The following is a 15,150-nucleotide window of genomic DNA, read 5'->3' as shown; positions in this document are numbered from 1 at the left end:
AATTGCAAAGCCGATTCAAGAGTGTGCGGCCGCGCGGCCGACGCATAGCGCCTCCGCGGCCCGCGTCAATTCCGAGCCCAGATAGCTCCGGAACCGGGGCTCGCGGGTGAGCGTTGCAAAATCCGGCTGTCGCGTCACGCCACCGTCCGCCACCAGCAGATATTGTTCAGCGATTTCGGCCAGGATTTCCAGGTGCCAGGCCGCAGTCGGATGCAGGCACACCACCACGAGCCGTCCCTCCGCGCGCAGTTTGCGGAAGAAATCGAGCATAAAACCGATATAGCCGTCCTGCAGGTTGAATTGCGGCTCGTCGAACAGATGCACCATCGGCGCCGGCGTCGGCGACTTTTCGAGGAGTATCGATGGCACCAGCTTGCGGAAGCGGCGTACCTGATAGGTCTGGTGATAATGGATCGCGAGGCGGTCGCGTTCGCGGTACTTGACCTTATGGATATCTGTGCCGGCGACATAAACGCGGCCAGACGATGGCGCATTCGAACCAGTCATCATTTCGAACAGCGTCGTCTTGCCGGCCCCGTTCGGGCCGACCACGCCAATAACAGCGGGTCGGTCGATCACGAGATTGGCTTCAAGTGTGAACGTCGGGCGGCGCACCACGTGGCCACGCGTGTAGACCTTGCGGACCTGATCGAGGACGAGCAGCGGCGAGGCCATCAGTGAACTCCAAGCAGGCGTTGGCGCAAGCCGCGGTCGTCACGAAGCGTCGCGGCCTCTCCGTTCCAGGCGATCCGGCCGCGATCGATAACGGCGGCTTGGTCGGCGACCGACAGCGCGATCTCGGCATTCTGCTCGACCACGAGCGAGGCGACGCCCTCGTTCCGCAGCCTGCGGATAGTCGCAAGCACGTCACCAACGATTTTCGGCGCCAGCCCCTGGCTCGGCTCGTCGAACAGGATCAGTCCGGGCGATCCGACAAGCGCACGCGCGATCGCCACCATTTGCATCTCGCCGCCCGACAGGTTCTCGCATTCGCGTTCCATCAGGTATTCGAGCGGCGAGAAGATTTCGCACGCCTCCTTGACGGTCCAGCTCCGGAATTTCGTCCGCTTCTGCGCAATGCCGAGATTGCGCGCCACCGAGAGCGTCGGACACAGCCGCCGGTCGTCGGGCACCCAGCCGATCCCGCCGCGCGCGATTTCATGCGTCGGGCTATGCGTGACCTCGCGGCCGTCGAACCTGACGGCGCCTCGGCGCGGACGGGTCAATCCCAGGATCGAGCGCAGCATCGTGGTCTTGCCGGCGCCGTTAGGGCCCAACAGCGCAAATACCTTGCCGCGCTCGACAGATAGCGATGCGCCAAACAGCGCCTGCGTCTCACCGTAAAACGTATCGACCGCCTCTACCTGGAGAATCATGCGAACCGCCCGAGGTTAGAGCGCTTGACCCATTCGTTCTGCTGCAGCTCGTGCGGCGTGCCGCGCGCGACGACTTGGCCCCAATGGATCACGGAAATGCGGTCGGCCAGCGAGAACAGGAATTCCATGTCGTGCTCGATGGCCACGATCGTTAGCTTGCCCTTGAGCCGGCCGACCAGCGTCGCGAGGCGCTGTACGCCGTCGGAGCCAAGCCCGGAGGTTGGCTCGTCCAGGCACAACACGCGGGGTCCCTGCCCCAGCGCGACCGCGATCTCGAGCGCACGGCGGTCGCCATAGCTGAGATCCTTGGCGCGGGTATCGCTTTTGGCGGCGAGGCCAACGGTAACAAGTATCTCGGAAGCCTTCTCGGCAAACCCGCGATCGCCGGCAGCGGCGTGGTGCATATCGAATCCGCGGGCGCGAAAGCCCGGCAGGCCGACGATGACATTCTCGCTCGCGGAAAACTCGTCGAACAGTGTCATGATCTGGAACGAGCGGGCGACGCCTTTGGCTGCAATGCGATGCGAGCTCAGCCCCGTCACATCCTCGCCGTCGAACCGGATCGAGCCACGGCTCGGCTTGACGCGGCCGGTAAGCACGTTGAAGAATGTGGTCTTACCGGCGCCGTTCGGCCCCATCAGGCCGTGGAACTCCCCCTCGGGCACTGTCAGGTCGATGCTTTCAAGCACGACGCGGTCGCCGAAGCGAACATGAACGCCGGAAACTTCGATCAGCGCCATCGTCCGCCTCCGAGCAAGAGACGCAGCGCAGTGCCGCCTTGCTGCCGCATCGAATTCAGCGACCGGTTCTGCCACGCGGCCATGATGGCTCCAGCAACCCCCTCAGGCCGGAAGAGCACGACCGCGATGAACAGCAGCCCGAAATAAAGCATCCAGGCGTTCGTCATGGCGCCGATCACGTCGCGCGCGATCAGGAACAGAAACACGCCGATGACAGGACCCCAGAAGCTGACGAGGCCGCCGCCGACCAACGTCATCATCACGACGTAGCCGGACTGATGCAGGCTCATTACATCAGGGAACGCCGCAAGCTGCGCCATCGCGAACAGGCCGCCGGCAAATCCTGATACTGCCGCCGACAGCGCGAAGATCGACGCCTTGTAGAGCCACACATTATAGCCGAGATGCGCAGCGCGGGTTTCGCTCTGCTTGATCGCCGCGATAACCCGGCCATAGGGCGAATGCACCAGCCGCCACAGCACGATAACAGCGATTCCGAAGACCATGAGGACAAAATAGTAGAATGCCACATTGCCGGCGAGATCGAACGACGCAAACCCAAAATCGGCGGGCAGCCGCGCGATCTTCAATAGCCCATCCTCGCCGCCCGTGACCTTGTGCGACTTGATCGCGACCGTCCAGAAAATCTGGCCAAAGGCGATAGTCATGAAGGCATAGTAGATGCCCCGGCGGTGCGAGATGAATAGCGCGACCAGCGCGCCGGCCAAACCCGCGACCGCCAATGCAGCCGCAAGGCAGGCCCAGAGATTGGCGACGACATTGAACTGGCAGAGGCCGAAAGCATAGGCTCCAATGCCGAAATAGGCGCCGTGGCCGAACGACGGCAGGCCGGCGGTGCCCAGCACGAGATTGAACGCGAGCGCATAGAGCGACCAGATCAGGATCTCGATCCCGAGATAGGGATAGAGGCCGACGCGCGCGATCCAGAACGGCACGGTGGCCAGCACCAGCCACAGCACCAGCATGGTCGGCGTGATGAGCCGCGCGGAATCGGATTGCGGTGTTGGGATCATCTTCAGGCCTCGAGCATGCTTTTCTTGCCCCAGAGCCCGCGCGCCCTGAACGTCACGACCGCCACCAGCAACACGTACATCGATAGCAACGACCACTCGGAGGCGTAGGCGCCGGACAGACCGACGGCGAGCCCGACCAGAAGGCCGGCAACGACGGCGCCCCAGAAACTGCCGACGCCGCCGAGCACGATTACCAGGAATGCCGGAATGACGGCGTCGACGCCCATGTGCGGGCGTATGCCCCAGATCGGCGCCACGATAATGCCGGCGACGGCCGCTAGCATAGTGCCGAACACGAAGACGAGCAGCCGCAGGCGCGTCAGGTCGATGCCGAGCGCGCGCACGATTTCGCTGTCATGCGCACCCGCCTTCACGGTGGCGCCGAACGAGGTCTTTTCGATCAGGAGCCAGACCAGTCCGATCACCGCGACTGCTATGCCCGCAGCATAGAAGCGGTAGGTCGACCAGATCAGATCGCCGAAGATAAAACCGCCATTGACCGCTTGCGGCACCTGCAACACGTAGTCGCGCGTGCCCCAGGTCAGGCGGATCATCTCCTCGATCACCATCGCAGCGCCAAAGGTCAGCAGCAAACCGTAAAGCGGATCCTTGCCGTAGGTCCGGCGCATGCAGAATTCGATGGCGATCCCGACGAGGCCGACCGCAGCCGGCGCCAGGATCAGCGTCGCGGCGTAGCGCCAGCCGAGCGGCAATGCCAGCCAGGACTGCGCAAGGTCAGCTGGGAACGGCGGGCGCGGCCCCATCAATTGCATGGCGAAATAGGCGCCGAGCGCAAACAGCGAGCCGTGCGCGAGATTGATCTGCTCCATGAGGCCTACGATCAGCATGAAGCCGAGCGCGATTAACGCGAACAGGAGCCCGAGCGTGAGGCCATTGAGGATGTGCGGCAGAAGATCGAACAAGCTGCGTTCTCGTATTGCTGTTGCAGGGCAGCGGGCACACGACGCGCCCGCTGCGTATTCAAGCGGCGAACTCAGGAATCAACCGTAGGAACCTGCTCGTAGGGGACCAGCTTGCACTTGGCCTGCGCATCGGTATCGGCCACAGCCTTTGGCTCGGTCCAACTGATGATTTCGTACAGATCGGTCTTGTCCGCAGGCTTGGGATTGCGCCGCGCCAGATAGATCGTCTGCTGCATTTGGTGCGTCACTGGATCCATATAGGCATCGAAATGCTGCATGCGGTCAGTCGCCGATACCTTCAGATTCTCAAGCTCCTTGATGATCTTGACGTTGTTGGTCGAGCCGGCGCGCTCGATCGCGCGCAGCAATTCCCGTGTGGCCATGTAGCCGTTGTAGGAAACGTTGCCGGGTACCGGAATCGAGCCCTCCTTGTTATTGGCCTGCCATTTCTTGACGAAGTCAGCGACGCCAGGCAGCGCCAGCTTGTGATACCAGGTGGTGCCGAACACGCCGAACAGGCTGCCGGGCGAGCCCCAGACGTCAGGCCAGTCCTGCTGGTTGTTGATCCAGGCAGGTTTACCGTCGAGCTTGAGCTGGGCGACCTGCTCGCGCAGCGCCTTGATGTCGTCGCCGCCGATGGCGGTCGCCACGACATCCGGCTTCGCCTGCTGGATCTTCAAGAGATAGGCCGTGAAGTCGCGGGTGTTCTGCGGCACCAGCAGATTGTCGATGACCTTGCCGCCGGCGCCTTCGACCTGCGCTTTCGTCGCCGCCGAGGTGGTATGGCCCCACACATAATCGTTCGTGAGCAGCATCCAGTTCTTGCCGATCGAGTTAACGGCGTTCGCGACCGATGCCTTGGAGAAATTGGTGCCGTTGCCGTCCCAGACGAACTTGATACGCGAGCAGTTCTCCCCTGCCTCGCTGGGGGCGGACGAATTCGTGTTCAGGTAGATGACGCCATTCTTGGCAGCGACCTGAGTGATGGCATTGGCCACGCCTGAATGCACCGCGCCGATCAGGATGGTGCAGTCTTCCCTTGTGATGAACCGCTCGGCGAGGCGGCTGCCGGTGGCCGGCGTTGTTTCGGTATCAGCCGTGATCCAGGTGATCTTGCGGCCGAGCACGCCGCCTTTGGCGTTGGCCTCGTCGATCGCCATCTGGATTCCGCGCAAATCGTCCTGCCCGCTGTTGCCGTATTGACCACTGGCATCGCAGGTCAGGCCGAGCTTGATCGGCTTGGCGGCGCCTTGCGCCCAGACACGGTTTTCCTTCCACGGTCCGAAGTAACTCGCCGTTCCGGCAAAGGCGCTGGCCATCAGGCTGCCCTTCAGAACGCTCCGCCGCGAAATTTCACGTCGTTTCATGGCTCCCTCCCAACCGCTTATTTTGTTGTTGCGGTTCATAGAATGAACGTTCTATTCTAAATGTAAAGTGGAATATTTGAACCAGAGACTAGAACCAAGCGGCGAAACGGCCGCAATCGGGTAAGGTTGACACCATGAACAAGCCTGCCGGTACGGCGATCAGTTACGACGAGTTGCGTGGGGCGATCGCCCAACGGCATCGCGCCTTGTCTGGACGCCTGCAGCAGATCGCGGAATTCGTGCTCGATCATCCGATCGATGTCGCGTTGGGCACGGTCGCGGAGATTGCGGAGCGTTCCGGCGTGCCGCCGTCGGCCATCGTCCGCTTCGCGCATGCCCTCGGCTTCGGCGGCTTTAGTCAGATGCAGGAAGTGTTCCGCTCGCGCCTCGTGGCCGGCGTGGCGCCCAGCTACAAGGCGCGGCTGGCGCGGATGAAGAGCGAGGAGAAATCCGCCCTCGGCCGCAAGCCCGCGGCAGTGCTGGGGCGCTTCGTGGCGGAAGCGCAATCGGCCCTGGTAACGCTCAGCCAATCCGCCCATGAGCGCCAACTCGAAGCTGCCATCATGATATTGGCGAAGGCGCGCGACATTTATCTGCTGGGCCTCGGCGGCTCGTTTCCAGTAGCAACGCATCTGGCCTATGTGCTGCGGAAACTGGGGCGGCGCGTGGTGTTGCTGGACGGGACCGGGGGCAGCATCCACGAACAATCGCATCCGGCCACTTCCGAAGACGCGCTGGTCGCGATCAGCTTCCGCAACTATTACCCTGATACGGCGCGCCTATTTCCCGAACTAGTGGCGCGCAACGTGCCGGCGATCTCCATCACCGACAGTCTGCTGAGCCCGATCGTTGAGGGCGCCTCGGTCGTGTTCGAAATTCAGGACATGCCGGAGCCGGCGCTGCGCACTCTGGTCGCGCCGATGTGCCTCGTGCAGGCGCTCGCGATTGGCCTCGATCTCGCCGCAGACTGACATTTCGGCAAAATCAGGAGAACGTCATGGCATCATGGGACGACGCGCGGTCGCTGAAGGGAAAGGTTGCGCTGGTCACCGGTGCCGGCCGCGGGCTAGGCCGCGCGTTCGCCGAACGGCTGGCGGCCATGGGGGCCGATGTCGCCATCCACGGGATGCGCGAACACGGCCCAGCCGAATACGGCGAGGGATCGACGCTGACGGCGGTCGCGGAAGCGGTGGCCGCGGCGCATGGGGTACGCACCATCCGCGTACTCGGCGACCTTACGCAAGGCGCCGACATCGCGCGTGTCGTCGAGACCACGACGAAGCAATTGGGTCCGATCGACATTTTGGTCCACAATGCAGGTGGCGATATTGCGGCCAAAGGCGGCAAGCCGGACCCGAACGACGCCGTCGGCATTCACGAAGAGGATGTTCGCGCGGTGCTCGATCGCAACCTGCTCTCAACCATCCTGACCTGCCAGGCGGTGGCCAAGGAAATGATGCCGAGGCGTCAGGGCCGCATCGTCACCATCGGTTCGGTCGCAGCCTTCAAGGGCCGCACAAACGGCTCGATCTATGCGGTTGCGAAAGCCGGCATGACGCATTACACGCGTTGCCTCGCCGATCAGCTCCGATCCTATGACATCACGGTGAACTGCATCGCCCCCGGCGACACCCGCACCGGCCGCTTCATGGGCACGCGCGCGGTGGATCAGAACCGGATGGTGGAAGCCGGCACACTCGATCGCATCGCGACCGTCGACGAAGTCGCGCGCGTCGTCGAAGTGTTCGCAGGTCCGTTGGGCGCGTTCGTCTCAGGCCAGGTGCTGCGCGTGGACGGCGGAGGACAGTGCTGGGCGGCGTGAAGGCGGGCCAAGAATCTTCGTAAGGCGAGTCGGCGTCACGCCGCCAAAATCCTTTCGGGTGCCGCTGCAGGCAAATTCTGGCTGTCGGCGACCGCGCGATTGGTGATCTGTCCGCGGTGCACGTTGAGTCCGGCGCGCAGATGCGGATCCTCGATCAGCGCGCGGATGCCCTTTTCAGCCAGCGCAAGGCCGAACGGCAGCGTGGCATTGTTGAGCGCATGGCTCGACGTCACCGGCACCGCGCCCGGCATGTTGGCGACGCAATAGTGCACGATCTCGTCGACGAGATAGGTCGGCGCCTGATGGGTCGTCGGCCGCGACGTCTCGAAGCAGCCGCCCTGGTCGATCGCGACATCGACTAGCACGGCACGGCGTTTCATGCGGCCGAGATGCGCGCGCGAGACGAGCTTCGGCGCGCTGGCGCCCGGCACCAGCACGGCACCGATGACGACGTCGGCCGCAATGACTTCCTCTTCGATCGCTTCCAGCGTTGCATAGCGCGTGCGGACGCGGCCCTGGAACATCTCGTCAAGAACGCGAAGGCGCGGCAGCGAGCGATCCAGGATCGCGATATCGGCGCCAAGGCCTGCGGCCATCCGCGCGGCATGCGTGCCGACCACGCCACCGCCGATCACCGCGATCCTGCTTGGCGCCACGCCGGGCACCCCGCCGATCAGCTTGCCCATTCCGTCCGCCGATTTCCGCAAGGCAGCGCCCGCCGCCTCGATCGCCAACCGTCCCGCCACTTCGCTCATCGGCGCAAGCAGCGGAAGCCCTCCATAGGCGTCGGTCACCGTCTCGTAAGCGATCGCCGTGCAGCCGGATGCCAGAAGCCCCTTGGTCTGCGCCGCATCCGGCGCAAGGTGCAAATACGTAAAGAGGATCTGATTGTCGCGAAGCTGGCGCCATTCGCTCGGCTGCGGCTCCTTGACCTTGACCACCATGTCGGCGGTCGCGAAGATTTCCGCGGCCGTATCCACGATTGCAGCGCCGGCCGAACGGTAGACGTCATCACTTGCGCCAATGCCGATCCCCGCGCCCTGCTCGACAATCACCTCGTGTCCCCGCGTCACATATTCCCGCACCGAAGCCGGCGTCAGACCAACGCGATATTCCTCGACCTTGATTTCCCTGGGCACACCGATCCGCATGGGCTTGCTCCTGTTCGAGGCTATCTGACTGCAGATAGAATACTTCTGACTCGGCAACGCTTTTCGGCGAATTACGGCTTGCTGGACGCGATCTGCGCACATATTCTGCACGTTAGCCCCATAAATTGGTGACTTATAGCGTGGATGAACTGGATCGCATTGATTACCGGATTCTGACCGAGCTCCTCGCTGATGCCCGGGCGAGCCAGATCGAGCTCGCCGAAAAGGTCGGCCTATCGCCCACTGCCTGCGCGCGCCGCATCCGCCAACTCGAGGAACGTGGGATCATCAGGGGCTATCGCGCCGATCTCGAGCCGACCGCGCTCGGGCTCGTCACGACGGTCGTCGTCACCATCACGCTGGAAAAACAGAGCGAGGATTACCTGGCCGCATTCGAAGCGGCGATCGCCCGCTGTCCGGATGTCGTGTCCTGTCACTTGATGTCAGGCAGCGACGATTATCACTTGCAGGTTATCGCGCGCGACATCGCGGACTTCGAACGCATCCACAAGCAACATCTTTCACGGATGCCCGGGGTGGCGCGCATCCACTCGAGCTTTGCGATGCGCGAGGTAGTGCGCAGGGCCATACCCGACACAGCATTGCGGCGCTAGCCTGCTCGACCAGCTCGCCGCAATCAGCACATCGACGGCGAAGCTCCAGTCGTTTTCGGCGTCATCCGGCAACCGGCGTGTTGCGTTCCGATGCTGCCGACCCGACCAAACTGACTTGACAGAACGCTAGATATGTTACGTTATAACATAACTTCCCGTAAACAATGATGCTTTCCGATGAGGACTCTGCATGGGCGAAGTCATTCGACTTATTCCGAAGCCGGAGCTTGAGCGGGCTCGCTTAATTCGAGAGGCCCGCGCGATATATGACAGCATATTTCCGCCGACGGATGCGGTCAGCCAGCACGCGGATGATCGCCTCAACCAAGGGGTGCAATCGGGAAGAAAGGGCCGGGCGGTACCGGTGCTCTGACCACCAGCGACTCGATCGCGACCGGCATTCTGTTCGCAGCCTCATCTAGTGCATGCGGTTCTCGACAGGCTTGCCCTTGAGGCCGTCGTGCGAGTGCCTGAGATCGAGCGTCGGCTTGGGTTGCTCCCTCACAAAGCTCTGCACCATCTCCCCCGGACCACCCTTCGCAATCGTGGTGCCGCCGTCAGCAAATATCAGCGCCCCTGTTACGAAGCTCGCCTCATCCGACGCGGCGAACGCAAAGACATTGGCCATCTCCTCCGGGGTACCGCGCCGACCGAGCACGGTACCGGCAAGAGTCTGCTTCTCCATCTGCTCGTTCATCGGCCCGGTCTCTTTGTGCGTCCAGGCCGTATCGATAGGGCCAGGGCACACACAGAGGGCGCGCACGCCGTGCTTGCCCTGTTCGTAGGCCACGCCGCGCATGAAGGCGTGAAGGAAACCCTTCGAACCGCCGTAGGGCGCCGCCGTCGGCTCACCCATTTCGCCGGCCTCCGATCCCGTCGAAATCACGACACCCCGCGAGCGCTTCAGATGCGGCAGCGCAAACTTCGTCATCAGGAATGCAGAGCGGACATTGTTACGCACGATGTAGTCGAACATCTCGACCGAATGATCCTGGCATTCGGCAATTTCAGGAAAGACGCCAGCATTGTTGATCAGGATGTCGAGCCTGCCGAATGCGTCGATCGCCAGAGCGATGCAGGCTTGCGCATCCACATCGTCCGCAACATCGCCAAGAAAGGGTTCGGCCATGCCGCCGCGCGCTCGAATGGCATGGACGACGTCCTCCACCGGATCGGCGGGCAGTCCGGCAACAATGACCTTCGCACCTTCTCGCGCAAATTTATGGGCGATAGCTTCGCCGATTCCCGTCGCCGCACCTGTCACGATTGATGATTTGCCGTTCAGCCGTCCCGCCATCGTCATCCGCTCCGCTTTGCTCTTTGCTCTGGTCCAAGCGTTGAACACACTCGCACCCGTGATGTTCCGCGGCGCGCGTGGAACGACCGACGCGATTTCTGCCGCGGGCGCCGAATGAACTCCGTTCCTTCGCGAGCGCTGCGGAGGCCGCAACACCGAGGTTTCCGGTCGATAGAGGGAACGTCCGCTAGCAAATTTCGTTGGCCGCCTATCAGGCAAAGAGGAGGCTCCAGATGAGAGTTTGCGATGCCATGACCACGAACGTGCAGCTCTGCACTCCGCAGGACAGCATCAGGGATGCGGCCGAGGCGATGGCGGCGCTCAATATCGGGCTGTTGCCCGTGGCTGAAAATGACCGGTTGGTGGGAATGATCTCCGACCGTGATATTGCGACGCGCGGCATGGCGATGGGCCGAAGTCCGGATACGCCGGTGCGCGACGTTATGACAGCAGATGTCAAATACTGCTTCGAAGACCAGGATATCGATGAAGTCACTCGCAACATGGCCGACATTCAGGTGCGGCGGTTGCCGGTGCTCACTCGAAACAAGCGGCTCGTCGGCATCATCGCGCTCGGCGATATCGCGGTTTCCAAGCCGGGTGACGGCGCCGCTACCGCGCTGCATGGGATCTCTCGGCCGGGCGGGCAACATGCGGGCGCGCTCACCGGCTGAGGCATGATGCAAACAGAAGGAACAGAGCGCCGAGCGGGAGCGGGCATGCCACAGGCGCACCCCGACACCCGCTCGTTCCATGCAACGCGTCGCCGCTATCTGCGGTACGTCCCGACGAGTTCAGCTTGGCCGATCACGTGCTTCTCGGCTGCTTTCCAGATGTCGACTATCGGCATGCTGGGCGAACGCGATAGCTCGTCGACATCCAAGGCCGCCAGCTTGAAGTGATAGTGATGCGTACCATGACCCTTGGGCGGCGCCGGCCCGCCATAGCCTAGCTCGCCGAAATCGTTCACGCCTTTGCCGAGACGCTCCGTCTTTGGCCCGTGACCGATGGCTTCCGGCAGCATCGTCCGCTCGCCCATGATGTTGTAGATGCCCCAATGCCGAAACGTGCCGGACGGTGCATCCGGGTCCTCAACAATAAGGGCGAAGCTCTTCGTACCCGGCGGCGGATCCGACCATTGAAGCGGCGGAGACACATTCTGGCCGTCGCAAGTGTATTTGGCCGGAATCGGCTGGTCGTCGTCGAATGCAGGACTCGTCAACTTGAACACCATATGCAGACTCCCGTGCTCATGAAAGGGTCGCAACGGCGGGCTCGCTCGGTCCACCGGGTGCAACCACACGCCTTTCCGGCGATTCCGCCGATACGAAGGAACGTCGGACCGGCGCTTGAGTTGCCTCAACAAGGCACGCTGATCGGCGTTTCCCGCGTGCGCTCAGGACGATCCCTGCAAGCCGCGCGTCGGTATGCCGATGCTGGACAAGCGCAGCAGCCATCTAGGGAACCCGGCGCATGGCCCTTTCACCGGAAGCCGAACAAATTCGCGAGAGGACCAATCGCGAGTTGATCGATCTCCTGCACGAAGCAGGCGAGCATCTCCCGGCTCCGGAGCAGGACGATTTCACCTCCTTTTTCGACCGGTTCGGCCCTGCGAAAATCGTGATGCTTGGCGAAGCGACACATGGCACGTCAGAATTCTATCGGGCACGTGCCGCCATCACTCGCCAGTTGATCGAGCACCACGGCTTCAACATCGTCGCGGTCGAGGCCGATTGGCCGGACGCAGCAGTGCTCGACCACCTCGTGCGGCAACTGCCATCCGAGCCGCCCCCGGAGCGGCCGTTCGAACGTTTTCCAACCTGGATGTGGCGCAATATCGAAGTGAAGCATTTCATCGATTATCTGCGCTTCCACAACGGCGCGTGCGCTGCGGACCAGCGGGTCGAGTTGCGGGGGCTCGACGTCTACAGCCTCAACAGCTCCATTGCCGCTGTCATCGCGTATCTCGAACGCATCGACCCGGAACGCGCCCGCGCGGCGCGTGAACGCTATTCCTGCCTGACGCCGTGGCAGGCAGACCCTGCCGGTTACGGACGCGCCGTCCTGTCCGGCCGCGACAGTTGCGAAGACGAGGTGGTAGCTCAATTGCGCGAGCTTCTGTCGCACCGGCTTTCGCATCAAGACGGCGGCGAGGCCTTCTTCAATGCCGCGCAGAATGCGCGGATCGTGCGCGCGGCCGAACAGTATTACCGCATCATGTATCGCGGCTCGACCGAGTCGTGGAACCTGCGCGACCGTCACATGTTCGACACGCTGCAATATGTGATGCAGGAACGCGGGCCGCACGCGAAGGCGGTGGTCTGGGCCCACAACTCCCACATCGGCAACGCCGCGGCAACTTCGATGGGTTGGGGCGGCGAATTCAATATCGGAGAGCTCGTCCGCAACGCCTATGGCGACGAGGCCGTCTTGATCGGGTTCGGCACGGATCGCGGCACAGTGGCTGCGGCCTCCGATTGGGGCGGCGAGATGGAGATCAAGTCGGTTCGGCCCGCACGCGGGGACAGCTATGAATACCTGTTCCGCCGCACAGGTCTGGCGCGATCATTGACCGATTTGCGGCCGCCCGGCCGAAGCGAGCTGCGCGACAGGCTGACCGGTCCCAGACTCGAGCGAGCCATTGGCGTCATCTATCGACCCGAGACGGAGCTCCTCAGCCACTACTTTGAGGCGGTATTGCCCGAACAGTTCGACGCGTTCGTCTGGTTCGAAGATAGCAAGGCGGTGACACCGCTTGCGACACGAGCCGTAGCGGGCGCGGCAGAAACCTATCCCTTTGGGTTCTGATCATGGCGAGTGCACGGGAACAGCTCAGCGAAGTCCTGGTCGGTCCGCACCACCTTGCGGGCATTTTGGGCGTGCCTCACGATGCGGCCGGCATCGTGATTTTTGCGCATGGCAGCGGTAGCGGCCGTCTAAGCCCACGCAACAACCAGGTCGCAGCGGCTCTCCGTGAGGCCGGGTTTGCCACGCTGCTGCTTGATCTCCTAAGCCCGGAGGAGGAGCGTGACCGCGGCAACGTATTCGACATCCCGCTGTTGGCATCACGGCTTGCAGACGCCGCGGACTGGACCCTCAACAGGCCAGACCTCGCGAAGTTTCCGATTGGCTATTTCGGCGCAAGCACCGGTGCAGCGGCCGCGCTGGTCGCGGCTGCCGACCGGCAGAACGTCGCCGCGGTGGTTTCGCGCGGCGGTCGCCCGGATTTGGCCGGCCATGCGCTGCACGCCGTTAGGGCGCCGACCCTGTTGATCGTTGGCGGAGCCGACCTACCGGTGATTCCGCTCAACCGTTCGGCTTTTGCGGAGCTCTCTTGCGAGAAGGACCTGGTGATCGTGCCGAAGGCGACGCATTTGTTCGAAGAACCCGGCGCGCTTGAGCAGGTGACGCAATATGCCACGCGCTGGTTTCGCCAATTCCTGGCGTCGCACCTCTCCGAAGAGGTGATCGACGCCGATACGGTTTTCGCCGACCGGCGAGACGCCGGACGCCGGCTGGCGTCGGCGCTCATGAAGTTCAGAGACAAGGACGCGGTCGTGCTTGCGCTGCCGCGCGGCGGCGTTCCTGTTGCATTCGAGATTGCGCAAGCGCTGCACGCCCCGCTCGACGTAGCGCTCGTGCGCAAGATCGGCGCGCCGGGCCATGAGGAGCTCGGGCTCGGCGCGGTCGTCGATGGCCCCCATCCGCAGGTCGTGCTCAACGAGGACATCGTTCGCGAGATCCAGCCGGGCGCGGCCTATCTGGAAGCCGAGACTGCCCGCCAGCTTGCCGAAATCGAACGTCGACGGCGCCTTTACCGCGGCGGTGATCCACCGCCGGAGATTGCCGGCCGTACGACCATTGTCGTCGACGACGGCATCGCCACCGGCGGATCCGTGAAAGCCGTGCTGAGAGCGCTCGCAAGGGCGAAGCCGGGCCGTCTCGTTCTAGCGGTGCCGGTTGCGCCACGCGATTCGCTTGACGAACTCAGTGCGGAGGCAGACGAGATCATTTGCCTCAGGAGCCCCGATCCGTTCTTTGCGGTCGGCATGCACTACAGGGATTTCGGCCAGACTTCCGATCAGGAAGTTACCGAGCTGTTGCATCGTTCAAAGGCCAGCAGCCCGAACCAGGCGCGTACGTGACAATCAGGATAACAATATCCGATGCGATACCGTGCCCAAACCGAAGATCGAGCCGCCGTTTCACACCTGCTCGCGCCCTTTTCGTTTTGCCTCAAACCACTCCACTTGTCGGACCCCGAAAGCCTTGGCGCCGCCCGGCGTCTCAACGGCCACGGTTTCCCCTTTGCTCTTTCCGATTAACGCCTTGGCGATCGGTGAAGTTATCGAAATCTTCCCCTTGCTCGCGTCGGCTTCCGGTTCGCCGACGAGCTGCCAGACCCGCTTCTCGCCGGTGTCCTCATCAATCAGCGTCACCGTGGCGCCAAACTTGATGGTATTGCCGGAAAGCTTGGATACATCGACGATATCGGCACGCGCGAGCTTGTCCTCCAACTCGGCAATTCGAGTGTCGTTGACACTTTGCTCTGCAAGCGCAACCTGATATTCCGAATTCTCAACCAGATTTGGATCGTCGGCGATCGCCTGCTGAATTCGCTGAATAAGATCGGGCCGCTCGATACGGATGCGGTGCCTCAGTTCATCTGCAAGGGCAGCGTAGCCCGCGGCCGTCATGGGAAGTTTTGGCATCGCGACTCTTATACCGAGTTAATCGACAAAGCATGCGTTCAGACGTTCGCGCCGCGCGCCACCAGCGGTCGCGTACCTGCGGTGGGGAACGCCGTGCGAGGACACGGGTTCCAA

The 15,150-nt window shown here is 62.8% G+C and carries 16 protein-coding genes; 6 read left to right on the top strand and 10 right to left on the bottom strand.

The genetic code is table 11. The features are described from left to right. Positions 1 to 15: 15 nt before the first annotated feature. From YUO_RS0123565 to YUO_RS0123540, 6 genes are all read right to left on the bottom strand, one after another. Positions 16 to 675, bottom strand: a complete 660-nt coding sequence (locus YUO_RS0123565; RefSeq protein ID WP_028349492.1) for an ATP-binding cassette domain-containing protein — start codon at positions 673 to 675, stop codon at positions 16 to 18. Continuing rightward, positions 675 to 1,376, bottom strand: coding sequence for an ABC transporter ATP-binding protein (locus YUO_RS0123560; RefSeq protein ID WP_028349491.1), 702 nt, complete (start codon positions 1,374 to 1,376; stop codon positions 675 to 677). The genes YUO_RS0123565 and YUO_RS0123560 overlap by 1 nt, the downstream gene beginning before the upstream one ends. Then, positions 1,373 to 2,116: an ABC transporter ATP-binding protein gene (locus YUO_RS0123555; protein WP_028349490.1), complete on the bottom strand. Its 744-nt coding sequence runs from the start codon at positions 2,114 to 2,116 to the stop codon at positions 1,373 to 1,375. The genes YUO_RS0123560 and YUO_RS0123555 overlap by 4 nt, the downstream gene beginning before the upstream one ends. Continuing rightward, positions 2,107 to 3,150, bottom strand: coding sequence for a branched-chain amino acid ABC transporter permease (locus YUO_RS0123550; protein ID WP_028349489.1), 1,044 nt, complete (start codon positions 3,148 to 3,150; stop codon positions 2,107 to 2,109). The genes YUO_RS0123555 and YUO_RS0123550 overlap by 10 nt, the downstream gene beginning before the upstream one ends. 2 nt (positions 3,151 to 3,152) lie before the next feature. Then, positions 3,153 to 4,073, bottom strand: a complete 921-nt coding sequence (locus YUO_RS0123545; protein WP_028349488.1) for a branched-chain amino acid ABC transporter permease — start codon at positions 4,071 to 4,073, stop codon at positions 3,153 to 3,155. Between the two features lie 71 nt (positions 4,074 to 4,144). After that, positions 4,145 to 5,440 (bottom strand): ABC transporter substrate-binding protein, encoded by a 1,296-nt coding sequence (locus YUO_RS0123540; RefSeq protein ID WP_028349487.1) that lies wholly within the window; start codon positions 5,438 to 5,440, stop codon positions 4,145 to 4,147. A 134-nt stretch (positions 5,441 to 5,574) separates the two neighbouring features. Between YUO_RS0123540 and YUO_RS0123535 the strand changes: the two genes are divergently transcribed. Together YUO_RS0123535 and YUO_RS0123530 are read left to right on the top strand one after the other, a co-directional pair. Further along, the gene (locus tag YUO_RS0123535; RefSeq protein WP_028349486.1) at positions 5,575 to 6,411 is read left to right on the top strand and encodes a MurR/RpiR family transcriptional regulator; all 837 of its coding nucleotides are present in this window, start codon (positions 5,575 to 5,577) and stop codon (positions 6,409 to 6,411) included. A 26-nt stretch (positions 6,412 to 6,437) separates the two neighbouring features. Then, the gene (locus tag YUO_RS0123530) at positions 6,438 to 7,262 is read left to right on the top strand and encodes an SDR family NAD(P)-dependent oxidoreductase (protein WP_028349485.1); all 825 of its coding nucleotides are present in this window, start codon (positions 6,438 to 6,440) and stop codon (positions 7,260 to 7,262) included. A 35-nt stretch (positions 7,263 to 7,297) separates the two neighbouring features. Here the strand turns inward: YUO_RS0123530 and ald are convergent, their stop codons facing one another. Beyond that, positions 7,298 to 8,413 carry an alanine dehydrogenase gene (gene ald, locus YUO_RS0123525; RefSeq protein ID WP_028349484.1) on the bottom strand — a complete coding sequence of 372 codons (1,116 nt, stop codon included), beginning with the start codon at positions 8,411 to 8,413 and terminating at the stop codon, positions 7,298 to 7,300. Positions 8,414 to 8,553: 140 nt separating this feature from the next. On the opposite strand from ald, the gene YUO_RS0123520 reads away from it, so the two are divergent. After that, positions 8,554 to 9,027, top strand: coding sequence for an Lrp/AsnC family transcriptional regulator (locus YUO_RS0123520; RefSeq protein WP_035727413.1), 474 nt, complete (start codon positions 8,554 to 8,556; stop codon positions 9,025 to 9,027). A gap of 418 nt (positions 9,028 to 9,445) precedes the next feature. Here YUO_RS0123520 and YUO_RS0123515 read toward each other — a convergent pair whose 3' ends face one another. Further along, entirely contained in the window at positions 9,446 to 10,324 is an 879-nt protein-coding gene (locus YUO_RS0123515; protein ID WP_028349482.1) for an SDR family NAD(P)-dependent oxidoreductase, read from the bottom strand. A 233-nt stretch (positions 10,325 to 10,557) separates the two neighbouring features. On the opposite strand from YUO_RS0123515, the gene YUO_RS0123510 reads away from it, so the two are divergent. Then, entirely contained in the window at positions 10,558 to 10,998 is a 441-nt protein-coding gene (locus tag YUO_RS0123510) for a CBS domain-containing protein (RefSeq protein WP_028349481.1), read from the top strand. Positions 10,999 to 11,093: 95 nt separating this feature from the next. On the opposite strand, the gene YUO_RS0123505 is transcribed toward YUO_RS0123510, so the two are convergent. Beyond that, positions 11,094 to 11,558 (bottom strand): YbhB/YbcL family Raf kinase inhibitor-like protein, encoded by a 465-nt coding sequence (locus YUO_RS0123505; protein WP_028349480.1) that lies wholly within the window; start codon positions 11,556 to 11,558, stop codon positions 11,094 to 11,096. A 239-nt stretch (positions 11,559 to 11,797) separates the two neighbouring features. Between YUO_RS0123505 and YUO_RS0123500 the strand changes: the two genes are divergently transcribed. Further along, complete coding sequence (locus YUO_RS0123500) at positions 11,798 to 13,132, top strand: erythromycin esterase family protein (protein ID WP_028349479.1); 1,335 nt, start codon at positions 11,798 to 11,800, stop codon at positions 13,130 to 13,132. Between the two features lie 2 nt (positions 13,133 to 13,134). Next, positions 13,135 to 14,469, top strand: a complete 1,335-nt coding sequence (locus YUO_RS48680) for a phosphoribosyltransferase family protein (protein WP_347335941.1) — start codon at positions 13,135 to 13,137, stop codon at positions 14,467 to 14,469. A gap of 60 nt (positions 14,470 to 14,529) precedes the next feature. Here the strand turns inward: YUO_RS48680 and greA are convergent, their stop codons facing one another. Beyond that, positions 14,530 to 15,036 carry a transcription elongation factor GreA gene (gene greA / locus YUO_RS41450; RefSeq protein ID WP_051379601.1) on the bottom strand — a complete coding sequence of 169 codons (507 nt, stop codon included), beginning with the start codon at positions 15,034 to 15,036 and terminating at the stop codon, positions 14,530 to 14,532. Positions 15,037 to 15,150: the final 114 nt, after the last annotated feature.

Source organism: Bradyrhizobium murdochi, from assembly GCF_000472965.1.
GTDB lineage: Bacteria > Pseudomonadota > Alphaproteobacteria > Rhizobiales > Xanthobacteraceae > Bradyrhizobium > Bradyrhizobium murdochi.
This window is presented reverse-complemented; position numbering and strand designations above follow the sequence as displayed.